Below are 20012 nucleotides of genomic sequence, written 5' to 3'. Positions count from 1 at the left end.
GAAATACTAATAGTCTAAAAAAATAAATAGAAGACTTCTTATACATGAGACTGGTTTGATGAAACGAAGGGGGAATCATACACATGACAACTACAAGGAGAAGGGTTGTTGGAATAGCATTAATAACCGGGGTGGCAGTAATGGGGGATGCCATGCTTTTTATTGTTCTTCCATTATATTGGCAGGACTTTGGCATGACGGCTCTTTGGCAGGTGGGTATCCTATTATCTATCAACCGGTTCATTCGATTACCAATTACTCCTTTGGTGGGACTGTTTTATAAACGATACCAAATGCGTACAGGAGTCTTTATAGCGGTTGCATTAGCTGTCATCACTACTGCTTCGTATGGGATTGTTAATCAATTTTGGCTATTGCTTGTGATGCGTGCTTTATGGGGTGTAGCTTGGTCTTTTCTCCGTTTGGGGGGATTTTTAACCGTAATCGATGTTACTAGTGACAGCAATCGTGGACAGTTTGTTGGCCTATATAATGGATTATGGGGACTTGGAGGGTTAGCAGGAATGCTAGCCGGAGGAATTTTGGTTGATCAAACATCTGTCATGTTTGTTACCATGCTGTTTGCAATGATTGCGTTAATCACAATACCTTTTGTTTGGTATTTAGTCCCTGCTTCCAAAAATGAAGAGCAAGAGGAAAAGATTAACCAAACTGTAACAAAGCCATGGCTAACACCGTATATTCAAATGGTGCTAGCAACAGGGATAGCATTGGGATTTATCGTGTCTGGATTATTTGCTTCGACCCTAAGCCCTTTAATCGAACGCTCCCATGTAACGGAATGGAGCTTTTCACATATAACCATTGGAGCAGCAACTCTTGCAGGATTCGTTCAAGCAATTCGCTGGGGATGGGATCCATTTCTTGCACCTTTACTTGGAAAAATGCTAGATTCCTTACAGTCTTTACATAGAGTTATACTTATCCCATTAATTGGTGGTGGGGTTTTATTTCTTTTATTAGGTAGTGTCCAATCTATAATCTGGTTATTAATTACACTATTACTATTTCAGCTTATATCGACAATGTTCACGACTACAACAGATACGCTAGCTACTAGTGCGGCATCCAGGTCTGACCATGTAAAAGTCATGACAGCACATACCCTAGCTGTAGATGTCGGCGCCGCTCTTGGGCCACTCGCCTCTTTTGTCTTATTAGAGTTTTATAGTTTATCAGCAGTCTATTATGTTGCAGGAAGCTTAATGCTCCTATTGGGAGTTGGTTGGATCTTTTTTAAGAGAGTGGAGAGCTAGAGTCATAGATTGATATTATTGTCCCCCGGTTCTTCCTTGTTGGGACCGGGTAACTTCATGCAAAGCAGTTATTGCTTCGCGAATAACTGTGCTCGGGCGAGAGCCAGTGAGCAAAGCGGTTATTGTCTCTCGAAAACGTGCCTGGGCGAGAACCAGTAGCCAAAGCCACTATTGCATCCCGAAAATCGGTACTCGAACGAAAAACGGTCCCCAAAGCGGCTATTGGTTCCCGAAAATCGGAGCTCGGACAAAAAACGGTAGCCAAAGCCGCTATTGGCTCCCGAAAATCAGTGCACGAACGAAAAACGGTAAACAAAGCCGCTATTGGTTCCCGAAAATCAGTACTCGAACGAAAAACGGTAAACAAAGCCGCTATTGGCTCCCAAAAATCGGTACTCGAACGAAAAACGGTAAACAAAGCCGCTATTAGCTCCCGAAAATCGGTACTCGAATGAAAAACGGTAAACAAAGGCGCTATTGGTTCCCAAAAATCGGTGCACGGACGAAAAACGGTACCAAAAGCCGCTATTGGCTCCCGAAAATCTATGCCCGGACAAAAAACGGTACCAAAAGCCGCTATTGGCTCCCGAAAATCGGTACTCGAACGAAAAACGGTCCCCAAAGCCGCTATTGGTTCCCAAAAATCGATGCCCGGACAAAAAACGGTCCCAAAGTCGCTATTGCCACCAAAAATCCGTCCTCAGACAAGAAACACCAACCAAAGCACCTATTTCATCCCACGAACCTCAGCGACCAATAGATCAACATGGTAGCTGCCTTAAACTTCCATTGTTATTTTATTTTATTTCACTAGAGTCTATATAATAAATAGACTTTGCATGCCCTAATTGAGTGAAATTATTTACTAATACTCTACGAATAGTTTTTCTAGAATCGATAATCTGACACCAATCATAAATTATTTTAGTGGTTATTTTTTTATCAGGGAACAGAGTTTTAAACTGTCGTGTGGACCTTAAAATGGCAGCGTCTATATGCTCATGATAATTGCAGTGCATACAAATTAACTGTCTTTTTATAATTTTTATTTCAAATGAGCTACAGGCACTACATGTAATTCCCTTCTTTACGTCCTCATAGGTGTATGTGGGTATTTTTGTATATGGAGATTTATCTTTGCGAAGTGTGGCAATTAATTTAGCTAGTTTATGGTTACTACTAGTGGATTGGTGTGCTGTCTTTAACTGAGTCAAATAACGTTTTAACTGGGTTGGTAGTATTATTGGTAGATTTGTCGTGGCATGGAATAGTGTAAACTCCAGGTTAATGAAGATAATATACGATTCAATAGGGATACGGAATCCGTAATGTTGGAGTAGCTGGCGGAGTAACGATTCACATCTGGTTAGCTGTAGAAGCGGGTTTTTAATTTCTTTGTTCGATATGGTATACCATATTTCATTTTCAATATAATAATCTCCTTCATAATTTTTAATCTCAAACAAATAGATCTTGTTGCGGAAGATAATTAATGTGTCAATTTGAAAGGTAGCATTATTCCATTCAAGAATAACATCGTTTAAGATTGTCCAAGTCTCAGCCTGGTCACTAAGCAATTTGACAAATAGTTGTTCTCCCTCATAACCCTTTAGCAGGTTCGAATAGTATAGTCTATCTCCCTCTGAAAGATTAAAGCGGGCTTCTAAATACTGAAAAATATTTATTTCCTCTGGTTTTGTCATTATCATTCACTTTCTCACATCCTTTCATAGTCTTATAGTATACTATAGGAAAAATTATCCAATTATTCAAGACAGAATAGAAATAACATCCTGACTCGGGTCCTTTGGGAGTCACCTCAAGAATTTTTCCAGAATAGGGTTAGACTACAATCTAATCGCATGTGATTAGCAATCCTTTTGGAATAATAAAGGTACAATTGGTAAAATTAAAATAGCGTTACTTATATAGATCACCCTAAACAAACTGCATCGGATTAGGAGAAAGAATGAGGTACAACTGGTAAAATTAAAATAGCGTTACTTATATAGATCACCCTAAATATACATATACCGCATCGGATTAGGAGAAAGAATGAGGCACAATATGGTAAAAGAAAACGTAAAACAAGATAACTACAAAGTATTTTCCCTAGTAAGCAATTATTTAAATAATGCGCCTGATTATGTAGAAAAAGAGGAAATCGAGGAGCTTGTTCAAGGTGGTATCTCTTATGAATATGCTTTTTCGATTATATTAGCTGCTGCGTTTGGACTGGATATAGTAGATAATACAGCTGACAGGGAGCTATTTAACCAGTACTTTCTGCAGATGATTCATCATCTTGATGGAGGTACATATTCTAGTAACCTATATTACAAAAATATCAAGCTACCTACTATAAAAATCGGTAATAGTGAATTAAAATATGAAAAATATAAACCATTTGAGGCTTTTGTTTGTGATGATATTATCCAAACGAAAGAAGGTAGACAAATACCGCAAATTGGATTTTTTGATAGGGAATTTATTTACCCCGCGGTTCTGGAACGTAACCGTATTTGGATGACTGTTACTCCAAATGAAATAGAGACGATACAAGAAGCGGTTGATCAAGCATTCGGCCATGTTCTGACATATGGTTTGGGACTTGGTTATTATGCTTATATGGTATCTGAAAAAGAGAGAGTCAAAACCGTCACCATTGTGGAGAAAAATGAGGATGTTATTCAGTTATTTAAACAATATATACTACCACAGTTTGATAATGCAGAGAAAATTACTATTATAAAAGCGGATGCCTTTGAATTTGCTGAGGAAAAAATGCCTATGAATAATTATGATTTTGTATTCACAGATTTATGGCATGATGTTTCAGATGGACTGGATATGTATTTAAGAATGAAAGAATTTGAAAAAAATTGTCCGGGTACCGTATTTATGTACTGGATTGAACAATCGATTACATGTTATTTATAAAAAGCCAAGCTTCATGGAAGTTTGGTTTTTTCTATTTAATAATAAAGTCACAATTCTTTCAAACTTACCTGAATAAATAAGAATATTTAGGTGTTATACTTGTGTTAGATTGTTAAATTGAAACAAATTTCCTCAAACTATAACAAAGGGGTGAATCTATGCTGCCGGTTGAAAGGCAAAATAAAATAAGAGCATTAATTTATTCGAAAAAGGCGATGAGAATTAGTGAATTAAGTGAAAAGCTAGGAGTCTCAGAAATGACGGTCTATCGTGACATTAAGCCTTTATTGGAAGAGGGGCTGATTATCAAGACCTTTGGTGGGATCTCCCTCATCGAAAAAGAGGATAATCGTTTGCCTGACCAGGGGATATGTACGTATTGTCAGAAGCCAGTTAATGCAAAGATGGCATATCGGCTAATCTTGGAAAATGACCAAATTGAGACTGCTTGCTGTGCACACTGTGGTCTACTAAGACATCGACAATTAGGTAACGGAGTACTGCAGGCAATTTGTCATGATTTTTTCCTAAATACAACGATAAGTGCACCATTAACTTGGTATATAATGGATACTACTTTAAATATTGCCTGTTGTCAGCCACAAGTTTTAACATTTGGAAACCTAGAACATGCCGAGAAGTTTGTAAAAGGATTTGGTGGTAAGATTTATGGATTTCAAGAGGCTATGGAAGTCATTGCCGATAAAATGCTTGGGACTTATGGATGTCATAATCACAGCTAAAATACTAATGGAGGAAAGAAAATGAAACGAAGAATTTGGATTGGATTAATCGTAATTGTGTTAGGGTTGTTATCAGCATGTGGAAATTCTGAAAAAGAGACCGAGAGTGAACCAGAAGAACTGCACGTATTACGTGTTGATTTTGATCTTCCAGAGCATGCAGAAGTAAATGAAACAGTACTACTAAAGGCAGTTGTTTCGTATGGTGAAGAGGCAGTTAAAGATGCTAATGAGGTTCAGTTTGAATATTGGGAACAAGGAAAGGAAAAGGATAGTAAGACTATCAATGCAAAAAATAATGCAGATGGTACATATACTGCCGAAGTGACTTTTGATAAGGATGGCATTTATGAAATCTATGCACATACAACAGCAAGAGACATGCATTCCATGCCAAAAAAATCGATTACAGTTGGTAATGGTGCAGCAGCCACGCATGATGAGGGTCATGAGGAAGGGCATGAGCACTCAAGTACAGAAGGTTTTTCTATGCATTTTGAAAAACCGGATAGTGTAAAACAGAACCAAAAAGTGCCATTAACAGTTCATCTGCAATTAGATGATCAACCTCTTGTAGCTGCAAATGTACGTTATGAAATATACCAGGATGGTTCTGAAAAGCATGATTGGGTCGATGCAAAAGAAGCTAAATCTGGTGAATATAGTAGTGCACACTCGTTTACAGAGACAGGTAAATACACGATTGTAATCCATGTCACAAATGATGATGGATTACATGAACATCAGGAGCAGGAAATAGAAGTAGTTAAGTAAGGATAACATTAACAAGTACATTCGCCTAACATAGAGCATACAATAATTTAGAAAATCTATGAGAGGATGGAGAAAATGTACTATGTTCCGATGATGTATCCGAATACAGCTCTATACTATGACCCTGCGTATTATCCTATGCAGACGCCTTACTGGCAGGTTCCTGACACACGTTGGGGCTATTGGCAAACAGAGAAGTTGAAGGCTAGGGTACCATTGAAAGACCATGGTCCAGGACCATTTGTTGTGGATATTAACGCAGCAAGTAAACAAAATAAAAATTATCGTACTACCTTATGGACTGGTAAACACCTACAGGTAACATTGATGAGTATAAATGTCGGTGAGGATATAGGATTAGAGATTCACCCAAATACAGATCAATTTCTTCGCATTGAGCAAGGGCAAGGTATTGTTCAAATGGGGAAAGAGGAGAATAAGCTAGATTTTGAACGAAGATTACGGGATGACACGGCTATAATGGTACCAGCAGGGACCTGGCATAATGTCATCAATACAGGAAATATACCGTTAAAGCTTTATTCCATCTATGCTCCTCCACATCACCCTCATGGAACAGTCCATACGACCAAAGCACAAGCAATGGAGGAAGGAGATTAAGTTGGGAAAGCGCAATTCTTTGGGATTGCGCTTTTTTGATGCCTTTTCATAAGAAAAGCAAAGCTACCACTATCTGTAAAAGTGGACTATAATATAGTCAAAACAGTAGATGAAAAAGGAAGTGCATCCATGAAGAAAAAAGTTTACTTGAACCACGATGGTGGAGTAGATGATTTAGTATCATTATTTCTATTGCTACAAATGGATGATGTTGATTTAATTGGGGTGGGTGTCATTCCTGCAGACTGTTATCTAGAACCAGCAGTTTCTGCAAGTAGAAAAATTATCGATCGTTTTGGCAAGGGTCGAAGAATTGAGGTTTCTGCTTCCAATTCACGTGGAAAAAATCCATTTCCTAAAGATTGGCGAATGCATGCATTTGTGGTGGATGCTTTGCCGATATTAAATGAGCACTTACCGGTCAAAACACCGTTATCTGATCTACCAGCTCACAAGCATTTAATTGAGTCACTTCGTAATAGCACAGAAAAAATAACCTTAGTCTTCGTCGGTCCTCTGACAGATTTAGCTAGAGCATTAGAAGAAGCACCTGACATTCAAGGGAAAATTGAAAAATTAGCTTGGATGGGTGGCACATTCTTAGAAATGGGTAATGTCGAGGAGCCTGAGCATGATGGAACAGCAGAATGGAATGCTTTTTGGGACCCAGAGGCTGTAAAGGCTGTGTGGGACTCGAATATTCAAATAGATCTAGTGGCATTAGAGAGTACGAATATGGTTCCACTAACATTGGATGTGAGAAATCACTGGGCTTCTGAGCGGAAATATGAAGGTGTAGATTTTCTTGGGCAAAGCTATGCTGTTGTACCGCCTTTAGTTCATTTCCAAACAAATTCTACTTATTTCCTTTGGGATGTATTAACAACTGCTACTGTTGGCAGAGATGATTTAGTTAAGAAAAAAGAGGTCAAAAGCATTGTCTATAAGGATGGACCTAGTCAAGGTAAAACAGAGCTGTCTGAAAGTGGACGAGCAGTTCAATTGGTTTATGAGGCAGACAGAGATGCCTTCTTCACTTACATCACGGAATTAGCTAAACAGGCATAGGAGGAATACAAAATGAGAAGAATTATTATTGATACGGACACAGCAGGTGATGATACAATTGCCATTCTAACGGCACTTCATCATTTTAAAGTTGAAGGAGTAACCATTACTGGTGGAAATGTAGATTTTGATCAAGAGGTAGAGAACGCATTGTATACAATCCAGGTTTTTAATCCGGATTATCATGTGCCAGTTTTTAAAGGATATGAGGGTCCAATCCTTGGAACACAGGAAGGGCATGTAACAGTAGAGGATGTCCATGGAAAAGACGGAATGGGGGATTCATTCTTTGAAAAAGCTAAGCAACGACCAGAGGACAAGCATGCGATTGATTTTATTATTGAAACGGTAAAAGCAAACCCCGGAGAGATAGAGCTATTAGCTATTGCGCCATTAACGAATATTGCGATGGCGATGAAGAAGGACCCTACAATTGTGAAGGATATTCCACATATTTATATCATGGGAGGTACGAACAATTCCCTCGGTAATATTACGGCAGCTGCAGAGTATAATTTTTATGTGGATCCGGAAGCAGCTAAAATCGTTTTACATTCTGGTATTCCAATTACAATGGTCGGCTGGGATATGTGTACAAGGTACTCTGTTATGGCAGATGAGGACCATCAGGAGATTGAAAAGCTAGGAACAGAGCGCTCGAAATTTTTCATGGATATAAATCGTGTTGTACTGAAATTTAACCGTGAAGTACATAAGATTAATGGAACAACACATCCAGATACATTATTAGTTGCGATTGCAGCGAATGAGGAATTAATGACAAAGTCAACGATGTACTATGTCGATGTAGAAACAAAAGGCGAGATCACGAGAGGTTATAATATGGTAGATATCAATAATCGGAGTGGGAAGAATCCTAATGTGAGGGTTTGTGAAGCTGTGGATCGTGATGTATTCAAAGCCGACCTGTTAGCGGTTCTGCGAGGAAAATAAAATAAATAAACAGAAATTAGAAAAGATATTATATTTGCAAATAGAATAAAAAAATAGCCTTGGAAGGCACATTCTAATAATAAGGATGTGCCTTATAACACTTTCTTCCTATCTTTTTGAATTATATTTATCATTTCTTCAAAGTCATTTTTTTATCTATGACATCATTCCGTAACTAATCCCTTACTTCATTCAACATCCTCTTTGGCATCGTTATTCTGTAGTAATTGCCAATTTTCGTGACCTTTCATTTAGCTCTATCCAATTATATTACCTATTTCAAGTGATTATAACAGCTATATTCCCTGAATATTTTTCAATATAGGAATTATTTCCCAAGTATGATAAAATTCAAAACATATCAATAATAAAAGGGGAATTAGGTTGGAAAACGTTATTGAAGTGAAGGATCTTACACGTGTATATAAGCTAAAAGAGGGGAATAAGCTTGCACTTGATCATATTTCCTTTGATGTGAAACGAGGAGAGGTATTTGGTCTCTTAGGTCCGAACGGTGCAGGTAAGACTACGACGATTAAAATACTTACGACATTATTACTTCCAACAGAAGGCGATGTAAAGGTATTAGGTTACGATGTCGTCAGTGAAAGTCAAAAAATTAGAAACCAAATTAATTTTGTATATGGTGGAGAGCGAGGCGTTTATGGTCGGCTAACGGGAAAGGAATATTTATATTATTTTTGTACGCTTTATAAGGTAAAGAGGAAGGAACAACCCGCATTAATTGATAAACTACTAGATTTAGTCTCCTTAAAGGAAGCAGAAAACCAGAAAATCCATACCTTTTCCAAAGGAATGATTCAACGATTACATATTGCTAGATGCTTAATTAATGAGCCGAAAATCCTGTTTTTGGATGAGCCTACTATCGGTCTTGATCCGGTTGGAGCAAGATTATTACGAGACTTAGTCAGAGAACTTTCTGAACAAGGGATAACAGTAATTTTAACAACCCATTACATGCAAGAAGCAGATGATTTATGTGACCGCATAGCTTTTATTCGCGATGGGAAAATCAGCATCATTGGTGAACCAAGTCATATTAAGGAGAGCTGTAATCATTTGAACCTGTATGAGGCGATATTGAGCACGGAACATTTAGAGAAGCTGAAAGCGGATCAAACCTTTAAGAATGTAGAGGAAGAAGTTTTAAAGGGATCCTTTGTTCATATTAAATTCGAAATGAAAATTTCTAGTGAGGATGAGGCAACTAGTTATTTGGAACAATTTGGTCAGGTGCTTAAACTTAGTAAGAGAGAGATATCGTTAGAGGATGCCTATATTTATCTAATGGAGGATGTAGGTTAAGATGCTAAATTTATTCGTCCAAGAGATAAAATACTTTACAAATTTTCATAACAAAATGTACCAATTTCTACTTTTCTTCCAGCCTTTAGTATTTCTAACGATTGTATATTTTCTACAGCAGATTAGGGGAGATGTAAATACAGACCGCTTTGTAGTAGCTTCGGCATTAATTAGTATGTGGAGCTATGTATTATATTCCTCGGGTTCTGCATTAGTCTCTTTACGATGGAGTGACACATTAAAGCTTGTTATTGCGGCACCAACCTCACTGTTTCAAGTCATTATCTCAAAGGCATTTAGTAATTCCATGATTGCACTAATTACGATGGTGTTAAGCTTCGTATATGCCAGATTTATTTTTGGTTTTTCCATTACTATTTCAAATTATTTCTGGTTTTTTTCTTCTGTCATTGTGCTTATTATTTCTTTATGTGTAGTGGGAATCATTTTAGCAATAGTTTTTGCGGTATTTCAAAATGTGTTTGATTTTCAAAATTTAATTCTGACACCAATTATTTTAATGTGTGGGGTATTTATTCCAGTTGAGCAATTGCCTAATGTTATCCAATTTGTTTCATATGGTATACCGATGACCTGGGGAATAAAAGCTGTCTATGAAGCAATTGAGGTAAATGAAATGATGTATACGACCATGATAATTTCACTAGGTATAAGTTTCATCTATTTATTATTAGCTGCATTTGTTATTCGAAAAATGGAAATGGTCTTACGTAGACATGGAAAGTTAGGTGCAATGTGATGTTTTGGATACATAAATACGGATTTACTAACCTATCCTATAAAGCACTATATTCCTTTCAATCATTAAAGCTGTTTATTTTGTTTCGCATTGTTGATCCTTTTATGAACTATTTGTTTTATGCAACATTAGTCAGTGCCATGATTGGGTCGGACTATTTAAGCTTTGTAGTCATTGGAAATATTGCTAGCTATACATGTCATACAATTATGATAAACTTTATGACAATGTTCCGATTTGAGAGAAGGTATGGGACGCTAGAGTTAAATATCGCTTCTCCTTCACCGACACTGTGGATTATTATTCGAAAAGCGATTGTACCATTGTTCGATGGAATGTTTGTTTTTACCGTCGGTTTACTAATCGGCTGGCTCATATTTGATATTCCATTACCTTTAGACCAAATTGGAAATATTCTGGTGTTATTTATTGTCACCCTGTTTTCGGTGTTAGCTTTTTCATTATTATTCGCTTGCCTTAGTCTATTATTTGCTAATGTTAACCTGTTTTTAAACCTAGCATTGGCAGTCTTTCAAGTATTCTGTGGGGTAAACTTCTCGGTTACACTGCTTCCAAACAGCCTGGAATTTATCGCAAGAATGCTACCATTAACCCATAGCATTGAGGCACTACGTTCCATTTATGGAATCGAGTCGTATTCGGTATACCCTTTATTAGGAAAAGAGCTAATTATCGGTATCTGTTATTTATTGGTTTCGTTAGTGTTTGCGACAATGATGGAAAAGGTTGCTAGGAAAAATGGTGCATTATTAAAGAGTGTTTAGAATATGGCGGTGGGATAGGCTATTCCCACTGCCATATTGTATTTCATTCAAGAATTATGGAATGACTGCCCGATTTCCTTTTCTGCAATTATTTCATTTGCTGCTTCTAATTCCTTATGCTCCTTAACAGAGTCCCCAACCATTTTATTTAAATAGTCAAATGGATAGTTTGCTCGTAGTCCATTCTGCGCGCCAATTTCTCCGTCTATGTTTGCTTCAACAGGCATCGCAAATTTTTTATTTTCCTCTTTTTTCATTTAATCACCTCAGATAGTAGAATGGCTTACGGTACTCCTTTTATTCGCAGGCATAATTTTTTCTTTCCTATGAAAAATAAACTAAACTTAGGATACATTTGGAATGAGGAGATAACGATGAAACCAGTATACAGTGACATAATTCAATTTCGCGGAGGTCACTATGATTTCGGATTTATGCAGGGTGAGGCACTTAGAGAATCACCAATTCTTGCCAATCGTGAAAAACAATGGGGACCAAAGAGAAAATATCATTTTTCGATTGACGAGCAGGAGGTTAAGTCTGCTATTTTGCAATTTGCTCCTGGCGTATGGGAGGAAATAGAGGGACTATGTGATGCACTGCAATGGCATATGCACGATGCGATTCGAGAATTTGGCGGATACTATTTAGAATATGGTAAAAGTGGGTGCTCTATTTTTACCGGTGAGGATTATATGGTACGGAATTACGATAACCATCCTGCATCCTATGAAGGACGATATGTGCTTTATCAGCCTACGGATGGTGGGTATGCAATAGCTGGACCTTCGATGCAAATCACCGGGCGTATTGATGGGATAAATGAAAAAGGGTTAGCAATGGGATATAACTTTGTTAATCGTGTCCGTTCTGATAGTGGTTTTATTTGTAATATGATTGGGAGACTTATTCTCGAGTCTTGCGCATCTGTTGCAGAGGCAGTTGATCTGTTAAAAGAGATCCCACATAGACACTCTTTTAATTATGTCCTTCTTGATAAACAGGGTAAGAGCTATGTCGTTGAAGCCTCCCCACGAAGAGTAGAGGTCCATCACAGTAATGCATGTACAAATCACTTTGAAAAAATAACGGAGGAAAACCGTTACCGAACAGATGAATCCATGAATAGGCAAGCGTCTATGATGCTTCAAGGAAAGAATAGCTTGGATACTTATCAGGCTTTTCAGATGATGAATAATACGAATAATGGTGTGTTTTCTTCTAAATATGGTGCTTGGGCAGGTACACTCCATACCTCAGCATATTTTCCAAGAGAAATGAAGGCATGGTTTTCTTTAGGTGGTGACCAAAAGCCTGTAATGTTAGACTTTCAAAAATGGTTGGACGGAGAGAAGCTGCGCATCAAACAAATCAAAGGAACACTTGATTCTAATTCATCATTTGTAAATATGGAAATACTTTCAAACCCGAGTATACTAATGTAAAGACAACCAATCTATTATAATTGGTTGTCTTTACGGTTAAGATATATGTTTGGTCTCTATAGCAGCGATTGCTCGGGCATATTCATTTGACACATCTTCACCGATTTCTTCCCACTTTGTTTTATTTCTTATTTGTCCATCTTTATCCAGTGGTTCCTGAAATTGATTAAAACCTGTTGCTGCAAGTAAGGAGTTCTCATCCTTGTCTAAACCAATATGTACGATATGCTTAATCACAAATGGTGTTCTAAATTCAATGAAAGCATCACTTCTATCTAACATTCCTTCAAGTACGTGAAATGGCATACGAAGATAAATGGTTTCCCCATTTTCACGGTGTAGTGTTGCATCAAAGAATGCACCGTCATACTCCCAGCTACCACACATACTAAGTCCAAATTGCTTCGCTAACTGTCGGGCAACGCCAAAGTAGGCCCGCTTTCCTTCCAACTCTGTTTGTAATTCAATCACTTTCCAACCTCCTAGTAGTGCTTTTCAATTAGTATTAGCAATATATGGAATAACATACCCTTGCTATTAAATATTTCCCAGATGAGTATCTGCATGGTAGACTAAAAAATATGAAAAAAATGGAACGTGGGGATGGACATGCTAAAGGATACAGGAGAACGAATTATCCCAGAGAACATGAAAATATTGAATGGGTTGTTAATCGAACATATTGCTAGATATCATTTTGCAAAGGAATATGCTTACGGAAGAGTACTGGATTTTGCCAGTGGTTCAGGGTATGGGAGTCATATTATTGCGAAGTCGCGTGTAAATCATGTAGAAGCGGTTATCGGTATTGATATTGATCCAGATGCAGTGAAGTATGCAAAGGCTACCTATTATCATCCATGCTCAACCTTTTTAGTAGGGGATGTTACTGATCAAACATTACCGGATAAGCTTGGCCAGTTCGATTGTATCATCAGCTTTGAAACAATTGAGCATGTAAAAGAAGAAGCCAAATTTATGAAAAATATTTATGAAATGCTCAAGCCAGGTGGAACATTAATTTTATCCACGCCATTTGGGGAAGGGAGAGGAAAGCCAAGTGGGCAGGAATTTCATGTTCACCAACTGACTGTACAGGAATTTAAGGAATTATTTGCAGATTATCCAGACAAAAACTTTTTTTATCAAAAAGGTGCATTAATCCAACCTGAACATCCAGCGGTAATAGAGAAAAATTTTCCACTTGGTATAGCCATTTGTAAGAAATAATGCGGACAGGATATGTTTGTTTTAAAAAATATCTTGCTATTTTATAGACGAAAACTATAATATACAACTAACTAAACTAGATGTAGGGGTACAACCTGCGAGCATAGAAAAACGTTAGCTGAATGTGTAGTGGAAGCCATAGAACGGGTTTGAATATAGAAGTTCCATCTTGCTTCTGGCAAGTGGCTGTGCTTGATGATGAGTAAAAGCTATATTGGCATAAGTTGTAAGAGGATATGAGAGCGGAGCAATAAGGTTGCTTAATGAAAAGGATGACCTTTTTAAATGAATTTTAAAAGGTCATCCTATTTTACATGGTTGAAGAAGCTTTGTTTGATACTAGACTACTTTTTAAGGAGATGAGCATGGTTCCAAGAGAAGCTAAGATGAATAATCCGCCGATAATTGCGTTTGCTTCAATTGGTAATTTTCCAATAATCATTCCCCCAACGAACGAACCAAATGCGATGCCAAAGTGCAGGGATGAGTTACTTAAGCTCTGTTGAATATCAGATGTTTCTGGTGAAGAGTCAATTAAATAGCTTTGCATCGCTGGTGATATAGCCCAGCTCATAATTCCCCATAGTACGAGTGCAATCAAGAATATAGGCATGAAGAAAGTAGTATATGGAATTACAAGAATCACCGTACTGAATATTAGGATGGAGGAAATAATCGTCCTTTTTGTACCTAACGTATCAGCGAATGTACCACCAAGACCTCCACCACTCACAGCTGCTATCCCAAAAATTAAAAAGAGAATACTAATCCAGGTAGCACTTAAATCCATCGTTTCCTGAACAAAAGGCTTTAAATACGTATAAAGCACGGAATGTCCAGACATATAAAGGAAGGTTGAAAAATGCGCAAACAATATTTTCCTTGATTTCAAGGTTGCTAGCTGCAATCGAAGCGGAACAGAAGGCTTTGGTTCCACACGATCCATGAAGAAAAAGACACCAATGAGGGACAAGGCAGTCAATATTGCTATAAAAATAAAAGGTGCCCGCCAGCTAAACATTTCTCCTAGCATTAATCCTACTGGAACACCAAGCACTAATGAACCACTAACACCCATCGATACAATTCCAATCGCCCTTCCACGGTATTTAGGTTCTACGATTGTAGGAGCCATGACAAGGCAAAGAATGATTAAGAGCGCTCCACTTAATGCAGTAATAATCCTACCCAGCAACAGAATACTATAATTCGGGCTAATAATCGATACGACATTACCGATTAGAAAGAAAAACAAAAAGATTAAGGTAAGCTTCTTTCGTTCAATTTTTGCTGTCATTAGCAATAAAATCGGAGATGCAATAGCAAAAATAAGAGAAAAGATGGTTACTAAAAACCCTGCAGCTCCAATCGATACATGTAAATCACCGGCAATTAGATCCAGTAAACCACTTATGATTAATTCGACCATTCCAATAATAAATGAAACGATCATTAAGAAATAAACACGTTTATCCATTCACTCTGTCCTTTCTAAGTTCCCTATCTAATAGTAAACTTGTTAGAGTTTGCTGACAAGCGTTAATAGTGATTAAAATTGGCAGAAATTTTTAACGTGACCAAGAGGAAAAATCGTAAATGCCATGATTATCCTGAGAAGAATTATAGATTAGGATAGTTACCGAAACTAGTATCAACAAAGAAAAAGATTATGTCAGCCAACGATAAAATAGGGAGACACCACCTTGTCTAATGAGTAAAACAAGCGTAATATTACGATAAAAACAGATAATGAGGCACAGATATGAAGGAATATTATTATGATAAGCTATTTAACATACAAACAATAGGTAAAGGTGTATTAAACCAAATAACTCATTATTATCCGTATGAGCCAACTCCATACGAGGCTTTAGAGATTTTAGTTGAACAATATGAAGTGAAAAGTAGTGATCATTTCGTGGATTTTGGCTGTGGCCTTGGTAGGCTAAACTTCTTTATTCATTATTTTTATCAAGCAGCAGTGACCGGAATTGAAATGAATGAAATCGCCTATCGCAAGGCTCTTCATAACCGAAAACTTTACACAAAGAAAACAAATAATTCTGTAGAGACACTCCAGTTTAAGCACTGTTTAGCTGAGCAGTATGAAATTAGTGAAATAGATAATCGATTTTATTTCTTTAACCCATTTTCCGTTCATATCTTTCAATACATAGTGAATCAAATTATGCTTTCGGTGGAGAAGGCCCCAAGAGAAGTGGACATTATTCTTTACTACCCTTCCGAGGATTATGTATTTTACTTAGAAAATCGTACAGCATTTAAACAAGCTCAGGAGGTTGTGGTTCCAGGTCTATATGAAAAAAACAATAATGAACGCTTTTTAGTTTATCGATTAGATTATTAATGCATGTTAGAAGGAAAATCGAAAGTTTTGGCGAATTATTAGTAAAGAAGATACCTTATTACAGAGAAGAACGTAAATGATAAGTCCAATTCAAAATAGAGTACATACAATTATTATCCATGTAAATGATTTGATGGAATCTGTTAAATGGTATTGCAGGCTGCTTGGACAAGCGTATGAGCTGTTCAAGTGATATGTACAGATTAATGGAGAAAAAGGTGAAAAGTAAAGTATGAATATAACATTTGAAAATATAGAAACTAAAGGTCATGTAATAAAAGAAAATGACTTATATAAGCACTATCATTATCCGGAAATGCTAACTCGATATGATAGTAATTTTATAGCGTTTAAACGGATGCCCGCTATGCATGAATTTAAAGAGGCGGAGATGTTTTTAAGGGATTTTCACGTAAACAATGGGCAAAATCATGTGAAATTTCTTTTCCCACCAAATCAGAACGTAAGTGTTGAACTAGTAGAATATTTTAATATGGAAGGATACACTTCAGGGATAAATGAACTATACGCGATAAACCCTGCAAACTTTCCAATGGTTCCTGAGAATCCTAATATACAAGTGGAAAAAGTAAATGCAAAGAATTATGAAGAATATTTAAAGCTACAGTATGATCAGGAAATCCAGTTTGGAGAGAATTTTGCTAAGGAGAAGGTAAAGCTGCATCAACTTAGATTTCATAGCAATGACGTAGTTCAATTCATCGTATTCTATCAAGATAAGCCAGTAGGTGCGGTTGACGTCATCCTTAGTGAAGGGATTGCCGAGATTGATAACCTTTTTGTAATAGATTCTATGCAACGCAAAGGGATAGGGAGTCAGCTCCAACGAAATGTTATGGATTTATATCAGGATCGTACGGTTATTTTAATTGCTGATGGGAAGGATACGCCAAGAGAAATGTATCAGAAGCAAAATTACCAATTGATGGGATTCCAGTGTGAAGCCCTGAAAGTATATCATAAGTGAGACCTGACTTCATTTTGGAGACGGGTCTTTTTGTGTTTAACAAGAAGAACAAAATATTCAAATACCTATTTGAATATTTTGTTGGCAATATTTTCATTTCTCACATATACTATTCTTATAATCAAATGAATATTTGAATGAGGGGTATGAAATGGTAGAATCAGTGAATGATAAGTTAGAGAAGGATACATGTGAAACGTTTTCGTTTGATGAGGAGAAGGTTAACCGCGTTAAACCAAGGGTAGAAGAGGTGGCTGGGGTAGAAATGATTTTTAAGGCATTATCAGATGCTACCCGTCTAAAAATTACCTATGCGTTAACAATAGAGGAAGAGCTCTGTGTATGTGATGTTGCTAATATTATCGGTTCAACAACGGCTACTGCCTCCCATCATTTGCGATTACTGCGCAATATGGGACTTGCTAAGTATCGTAAGGAAGGAAAGCTAGTATTTTATTCGCTAAAGGATCAACATGTCTACCAATTAGTTTCCATCGCACTAGAGCATGCGAAAGAAGGTGAATAAATTGGCGGAAAATCAACATGTCTATCGACTACAAGGCTTGTCTTGTGCTAATTGTGCAGCAAAATTTGAAAAGAATGTCCGAAATATTTCCTCTGTTGAAGATGCACAATTGAACTTTGGTGCTGCAAAGTTGACCATTCAGGGGGCCGCTACGGTTGACGAATTAGAAGAAGCAGGGGCATTTGATGGGATTAAGGTTATCCCTGAGCAGAGTAAGCTTTCTGAGTTTAAACAATCCTTTTGGAAAAAGAAAGAGAATGTGAAAACGATGATTTCACTTTTCTTTACAATGCTAGGATATATATTCTATTTTATGATAAATGAATCTCACCCTCTTACGATAGGGGCATTTCTGGCGGCTATCCTAATTGGTGGGTATAGTCTCTTTATCATAGGTTTAAAGAATTTATCCAAGCTCCAATTTGATATGAAGACCTTAATGACAATCGCCATAATTGGCGCAGCCATTATAGGCGAATGGGCAGAAGGTGCAGTCGTTGTATTTCTATTTGCGCTGAGTGAGGCACTTGAGAGCTATTCCATCGATAAGGCGAGACGATCCATTACATCCTTAATGGATATTGCCCCAAAAAAGGCTACCATTCGCAAAAGTAATGAGACAATCGAAATTGCTGTAGAGGATGTTCAAATTAACGATATTTTATTAATTAAACCCGGACAAAAAATTGCCATGGACGGTGAGGTAGTTAACGGCGAGTCCTCCGTTAATCAGGCAGCAATTACTGGTGAATCCATTCCGGTACACAAGACAACTGGAGATGAGGTATTTGCAGGAACCATCAATGAAGAGGGCTCCTTAGAGGTTCGTGTTACGAAGCGGGTAGAGGATACGACCATTGCGAAAATAATTCATCTTGTAGAAGAAGCACAAGCAGAACGTGCTCCTTCACAGCAATTTGTCGACAAATTTGCTAAATATTACACCCCAGCAATAATGGCCATTGCTTTACTTGTAGCAGTTATTCCTCCGTTATTCTTTAGTGGGGACTGGTCAGAGTGGGTGTATAGTGGTTTAGCGGTATTAGTTGTTGGATGCCCATGTGCTCTAGTCGTCTCGACACCAGTCGCTATCGTAACTGCAATAGGAAATGCCGCTAGAAATGGCGTTTTGATTAAAGGTGGTATTCATTTAGAAGAAACTGGACATCTGAAAGCAATAGCCTTTGACAAAACTGGAACACTTACGAGAGGAAAACCTGAAGTTACCGATATAGTGTCCCTAGCCAATCAGAACGAACAAGAAATTTTACGTATTGCAAGTGCGATTGAAGAATACTCACAGCATCCACTTGCATCAGCAATTATTAGAAAAGCTACCAAGTCAAATATAGATAAATACCATGCAAAGAACTTTGTATCTATAACTGGAAAAGGGGCAAAGGCAAAAATTCTGGATGAGGAATATCTTATTGGAAACCTAGCATTATTAGAAGAATATAGTACAGTTTCTAGAGAAGAAAAAGAAAGAATTAACCAACTGCAATCAGAAGGTAAAACGGTAATGCTTCTTGGAACGAAAAGTGAAATTATTGCTCTTATTGCCGTAGCAGACCAAGCACGGGTTACGAGTAAATCCATCATCCAAAAGCTTCATAACCTTGGAATTAGACAAACGATAATGTTAACTGGGGATAATCAATTAACTGGGGTGGCCATTAGTTCAAGCCTTGGTTTAACGGAAACAAGGGCAGAGCTTTTACCTGACGACAAATTGACTGCTATCAAAGAATTAAAAGCGAAATATGGTAATGTTGCGATGGTAGGAGATGGTATTAATGATGCACCTGCACTAGCCACAGCTAATGTTGGGATTGCTATGGGAGGTGCTGGTACAGATGCTGCATTGGAGACAGCAGACATTGCACTAATGGCAGATGATCTAGAAAAATTACCATATACCATATCGTTAAGTCGTAAAACCCTATCCATTATCAAACAAAACATTATATTTGCACTTGCTCTTAAGCTAGTTGCACTGCTACTAGTAATACCAGGCTGGCTGACACTATGGATTGCTATATTTGCAGATATGGGAGCAACACTTATCGTCGTATTGAATGCAATGCGATTAATGAAAAAGTCTCTTTAGTGTGGATCTGCACCTCCAATTGTCATACACAATTGGAGGTGCTTTTTATTATGGATACTGCTTCCGCTTTCTTCTGTATCATAATAGAAAATCC

20 protein-coding genes are annotated in these 20012 nt (G+C 37.4%); 16 read left to right on the top strand and 4 right to left on the bottom strand.

The annotated features are described in order from the left end of the window. Window positions 1-83 precede the first annotated feature (83 nt). Window positions 84-1277 (top strand): MFS transporter, encoded by a 1194-nt coding sequence (locus KI338_RS09800; protein ID WP_212920826.1) that lies wholly within the window; start codon window positions 84-86, stop codon window positions 1275-1277. 797 nt (window positions 1278-2074) lie between these two features. On the opposite strand, the gene KI338_RS09795 is transcribed toward KI338_RS09800, so the two are convergent. Continuing rightward, window positions 2075-2986, bottom strand: coding sequence for a nuclease-related domain-containing protein (locus KI338_RS09795; protein ID WP_212920825.1), 912 nt, complete (start codon window positions 2984-2986; stop codon window positions 2075-2077). A gap of 358 nt (window positions 2987-3344) precedes the next feature. Between KI338_RS09795 and KI338_RS09790 the strand changes: the two genes are divergently transcribed. The 9 genes from KI338_RS09790 (at window position 3345) to KI338_RS09750 (ending at window position 11251) form a co-directional block, all read left to right on the top strand. Next, the gene (locus tag KI338_RS09790; RefSeq protein WP_212920824.1) at window positions 3345-4217 is read left to right on the top strand and encodes a hypothetical protein; all 873 of its coding nucleotides are present in this window, start codon (window positions 3345-3347) and stop codon (window positions 4215-4217) included. Between the two features lie 158 nt (window positions 4218-4375). Continuing rightward, a complete protein-coding gene (locus KI338_RS09785; RefSeq protein WP_212920823.1) occupies window positions 4376-4960 on the top strand; it encodes a DeoR family transcriptional regulator in 585 nt (194 codons plus the stop codon). A 21-nt stretch (window positions 4961-4981) separates the two neighbouring features. After that, window positions 4982-5734: a FixH family protein gene (locus tag KI338_RS09780; protein WP_212920822.1), complete on the top strand. Its 753-nt coding sequence runs from the start codon at window positions 4982-4984 to the stop codon at window positions 5732-5734. A gap of 75 nt (window positions 5735-5809) precedes the next feature. Further along, window positions 5810-6355 carry a cupin domain-containing protein gene (locus KI338_RS09775; RefSeq protein WP_212920821.1) on the top strand — a complete coding sequence of 182 codons (546 nt, stop codon included), beginning with the start codon at window positions 5810-5812 and terminating at the stop codon, window positions 6353-6355. A 129-nt stretch (window positions 6356-6484) separates the two neighbouring features. Then, the gene (locus KI338_RS09770; RefSeq protein ID WP_212920820.1) at window positions 6485-7423 is read left to right on the top strand and encodes a nucleoside hydrolase; all 939 of its coding nucleotides are present in this window, start codon (window positions 6485-6487) and stop codon (window positions 7421-7423) included. A gap of 12 nt (window positions 7424-7435) precedes the next feature. Beyond that, window positions 7436-8377 (top strand): nucleoside hydrolase, encoded by a 942-nt coding sequence (locus KI338_RS09765; protein WP_212920819.1) that lies wholly within the window; start codon window positions 7436-7438, stop codon window positions 8375-8377. Between the two features lie 384 nt (window positions 8378-8761). Beyond that, complete coding sequence (locus tag KI338_RS09760; protein WP_212920818.1) at window positions 8762-9706, top strand: ABC transporter ATP-binding protein; 945 nt, start codon at window positions 8762-8764, stop codon at window positions 9704-9706. 1 nt (window position 9707) lies between these two features. Beyond that, the gene (locus tag KI338_RS09755; RefSeq protein ID WP_212920817.1) at window positions 9708-10466 is read left to right on the top strand and encodes an ABC transporter permease; all 759 of its coding nucleotides are present in this window, start codon (window positions 9708-9710) and stop codon (window positions 10464-10466) included. Next, window positions 10466-11251, top strand: coding sequence for an ABC transporter permease (locus KI338_RS09750; RefSeq protein WP_212920816.1), 786 nt, complete (start codon window positions 10466-10468; stop codon window positions 11249-11251). Before KI338_RS09755 ends, KI338_RS09750 begins: the two co-directional genes overlap by 1 nt. A 47-nt stretch (window positions 11252-11298) precedes the next feature. Here KI338_RS09750 and KI338_RS09745 read toward each other — a convergent pair whose 3' ends face one another. Further along, window positions 11299-11508, bottom strand: coding sequence for a hypothetical protein (locus KI338_RS09745; protein ID WP_212920815.1), 210 nt, complete (start codon window positions 11506-11508; stop codon window positions 11299-11301). A gap of 117 nt (window positions 11509-11625) precedes the next feature. On the opposite strand from KI338_RS09745, the gene KI338_RS09740 reads away from it, so the two are divergent. Then, window positions 11626-12696, top strand: coding sequence for a C45 family autoproteolytic acyltransferase/hydrolase (locus KI338_RS09740; RefSeq protein WP_212920814.1), 1071 nt, complete (start codon window positions 11626-11628; stop codon window positions 12694-12696). A gap of 36 nt (window positions 12697-12732) precedes the next feature. Here KI338_RS09740 and KI338_RS09735 read toward each other — a convergent pair whose 3' ends face one another. After that, a complete protein-coding gene (locus tag KI338_RS09735) occupies window positions 12733-13167 on the bottom strand; it encodes a YugN family protein (RefSeq protein WP_212920813.1) in 435 nt (144 codons plus the stop codon). Between the two features lie 138 nt (window positions 13168-13305). Here KI338_RS09735 and KI338_RS09730 point away from each other — a divergent pair, with 138 nt between their 5' ends. Continuing rightward, entirely contained in the window at window positions 13306-13926 is a 621-nt protein-coding gene (locus tag KI338_RS09730; RefSeq protein ID WP_212920812.1) for a class I SAM-dependent methyltransferase, read from the top strand. Between the two features lie 310 nt (window positions 13927-14236). Here KI338_RS09730 and KI338_RS09725 read toward each other — a convergent pair whose 3' ends face one another. Continuing rightward, on the bottom strand, window positions 14237-15403 hold the full coding sequence (locus tag KI338_RS09725) for an MFS transporter (protein ID WP_212920811.1): 1167 nt from the start codon (window positions 15401-15403) through the stop codon (window positions 14237-14239). A gap of 285 nt (window positions 15404-15688) precedes the next feature. Between KI338_RS09725 and KI338_RS09720 the strand changes: the two genes are divergently transcribed. The 4 genes from KI338_RS09720 (at window position 15689) to KI338_RS09705 (ending at window position 19918) form a co-directional block, all read left to right on the top strand. Continuing rightward, on the top strand, window positions 15689-16294 hold the full coding sequence (locus tag KI338_RS09720; protein WP_212920810.1) for a class I SAM-dependent methyltransferase: 606 nt from the start codon (window positions 15689-15691) through the stop codon (window positions 16292-16294). A gap of 232 nt (window positions 16295-16526) precedes the next feature. Further along, entirely contained in the window at window positions 16527-17282 is a 756-nt protein-coding gene (locus tag KI338_RS09715) for a GNAT family N-acetyltransferase (RefSeq protein WP_212920809.1), read from the top strand. Between the two features lie 151 nt (window positions 17283-17433). Continuing rightward, window positions 17434-17808, top strand: coding sequence for an ArsR/SmtB family transcription factor (locus KI338_RS09710; protein WP_212920808.1), 375 nt, complete (start codon window positions 17434-17436; stop codon window positions 17806-17808). Next, window positions 17789-19918 (top strand): heavy metal translocating P-type ATPase, encoded by a 2130-nt coding sequence (locus KI338_RS09705; RefSeq protein ID WP_212920807.1) that lies wholly within the window; start codon window positions 17789-17791, stop codon window positions 19916-19918. Before KI338_RS09710 ends, KI338_RS09705 begins: the two co-directional genes overlap by 20 nt. Window positions 19919-20012 lie beyond the last annotated feature (94 nt).

The organism is Ornithinibacillus bavariensis (genome assembly GCF_018333235.1).
In the GTDB taxonomy this organism is placed as follows: Bacteria; Bacillota; Bacilli; order Bacillales; family Amphibacillaceae; genus Ornithinibacillus; species Ornithinibacillus bavariensis.
Note: the sequence above shows the minus strand (reverse complement) of the source record. Positions and strands in the feature narration are given on the sequence as shown.

What these genes read in the sequence shown, in the direction of transcription:
- KI338_RS09800 (WP_212920826.1), top strand. Translation starts at nt 84, where the DNA reads ATGACAACTACAAGGAGAAGGGTTGTTGGAATAGCATTAATAACCGGG.
- KI338_RS09795 (WP_212920825.1), bottom strand. Translation starts at nt 2,986, where the DNA reads ATGATAATGACAAAACCAGAGGAAATAAATATTTTTCAGTATTTAGAA.
- KI338_RS09790 (WP_212920824.1), top strand. Translation starts at nt 3,345, where the DNA reads ATGGTAAAAGAAAACGTAAAACAAGATAACTACAAAGTATTTTCCCTA.
- KI338_RS09785 (WP_212920823.1), top strand. Translation starts at nt 4,376, where the DNA reads ATGCTGCCGGTTGAAAGGCAAAATAAAATAAGAGCATTAATTTATTCG.
- KI338_RS09780 (WP_212920822.1), top strand. Translation starts at nt 4,982, where the DNA reads ATGAAACGAAGAATTTGGATTGGATTAATCGTAATTGTGTTAGGGTTG.
- KI338_RS09775 (WP_212920821.1), top strand. Translation starts at nt 5,810, where the DNA reads ATGTACTATGTTCCGATGATGTATCCGAATACAGCTCTATACTATGAC.
- KI338_RS09770 (WP_212920820.1), top strand. Translation starts at nt 6,485, where the DNA reads ATGAAGAAAAAAGTTTACTTGAACCACGATGGTGGAGTAGATGATTTA.
- KI338_RS09765 (WP_212920819.1), top strand. Translation starts at nt 7,436, where the DNA reads ATGAGAAGAATTATTATTGATACGGACACAGCAGGTGATGATACAATT.
- KI338_RS09755 (WP_212920817.1), top strand. Translation starts at nt 9,708, where the DNA reads ATGCTAAATTTATTCGTCCAAGAGATAAAATACTTTACAAATTTTCAT.
- KI338_RS09750 (WP_212920816.1), top strand. Translation starts at nt 10,466, where the DNA reads ATGTTTTGGATACATAAATACGGATTTACTAACCTATCCTATAAAGCA.
- KI338_RS09745 (WP_212920815.1), bottom strand. Translation starts at nt 11,508, where the DNA reads ATGAAAAAAGAGGAAAATAAAAAATTTGCGATGCCTGTTGAAGCAAAC.
- KI338_RS09740 (WP_212920814.1), top strand. Translation starts at nt 11,626, where the DNA reads ATGAAACCAGTATACAGTGACATAATTCAATTTCGCGGAGGTCACTAT.
- KI338_RS09730 (WP_212920812.1), top strand. Translation starts at nt 13,306, where the DNA reads ATGCTAAAGGATACAGGAGAACGAATTATCCCAGAGAACATGAAAATA.
- KI338_RS09725 (WP_212920811.1), bottom strand. Translation starts at nt 15,403, where the DNA reads ATGGATAAACGTGTTTATTTCTTAATGATCGTTTCATTTATTATTGGA.
- KI338_RS09720 (WP_212920810.1), top strand. Translation starts at nt 15,689, where the DNA reads ATGAAGGAATATTATTATGATAAGCTATTTAACATACAAACAATAGGT.
- KI338_RS09715 (WP_212920809.1), top strand. Translation starts at nt 16,527, where the DNA reads ATGAATATAACATTTGAAAATATAGAAACTAAAGGTCATGTAATAAAA.
- KI338_RS09710 (WP_212920808.1), top strand. Translation starts at nt 17,434, where the DNA reads ATGGTAGAATCAGTGAATGATAAGTTAGAGAAGGATACATGTGAAACG.
- KI338_RS09705 (WP_212920807.1), top strand. Translation starts at nt 17,789, where the DNA reads ATGCGAAAGAAGGTGAATAAATTGGCGGAAAATCAACATGTCTATCGA.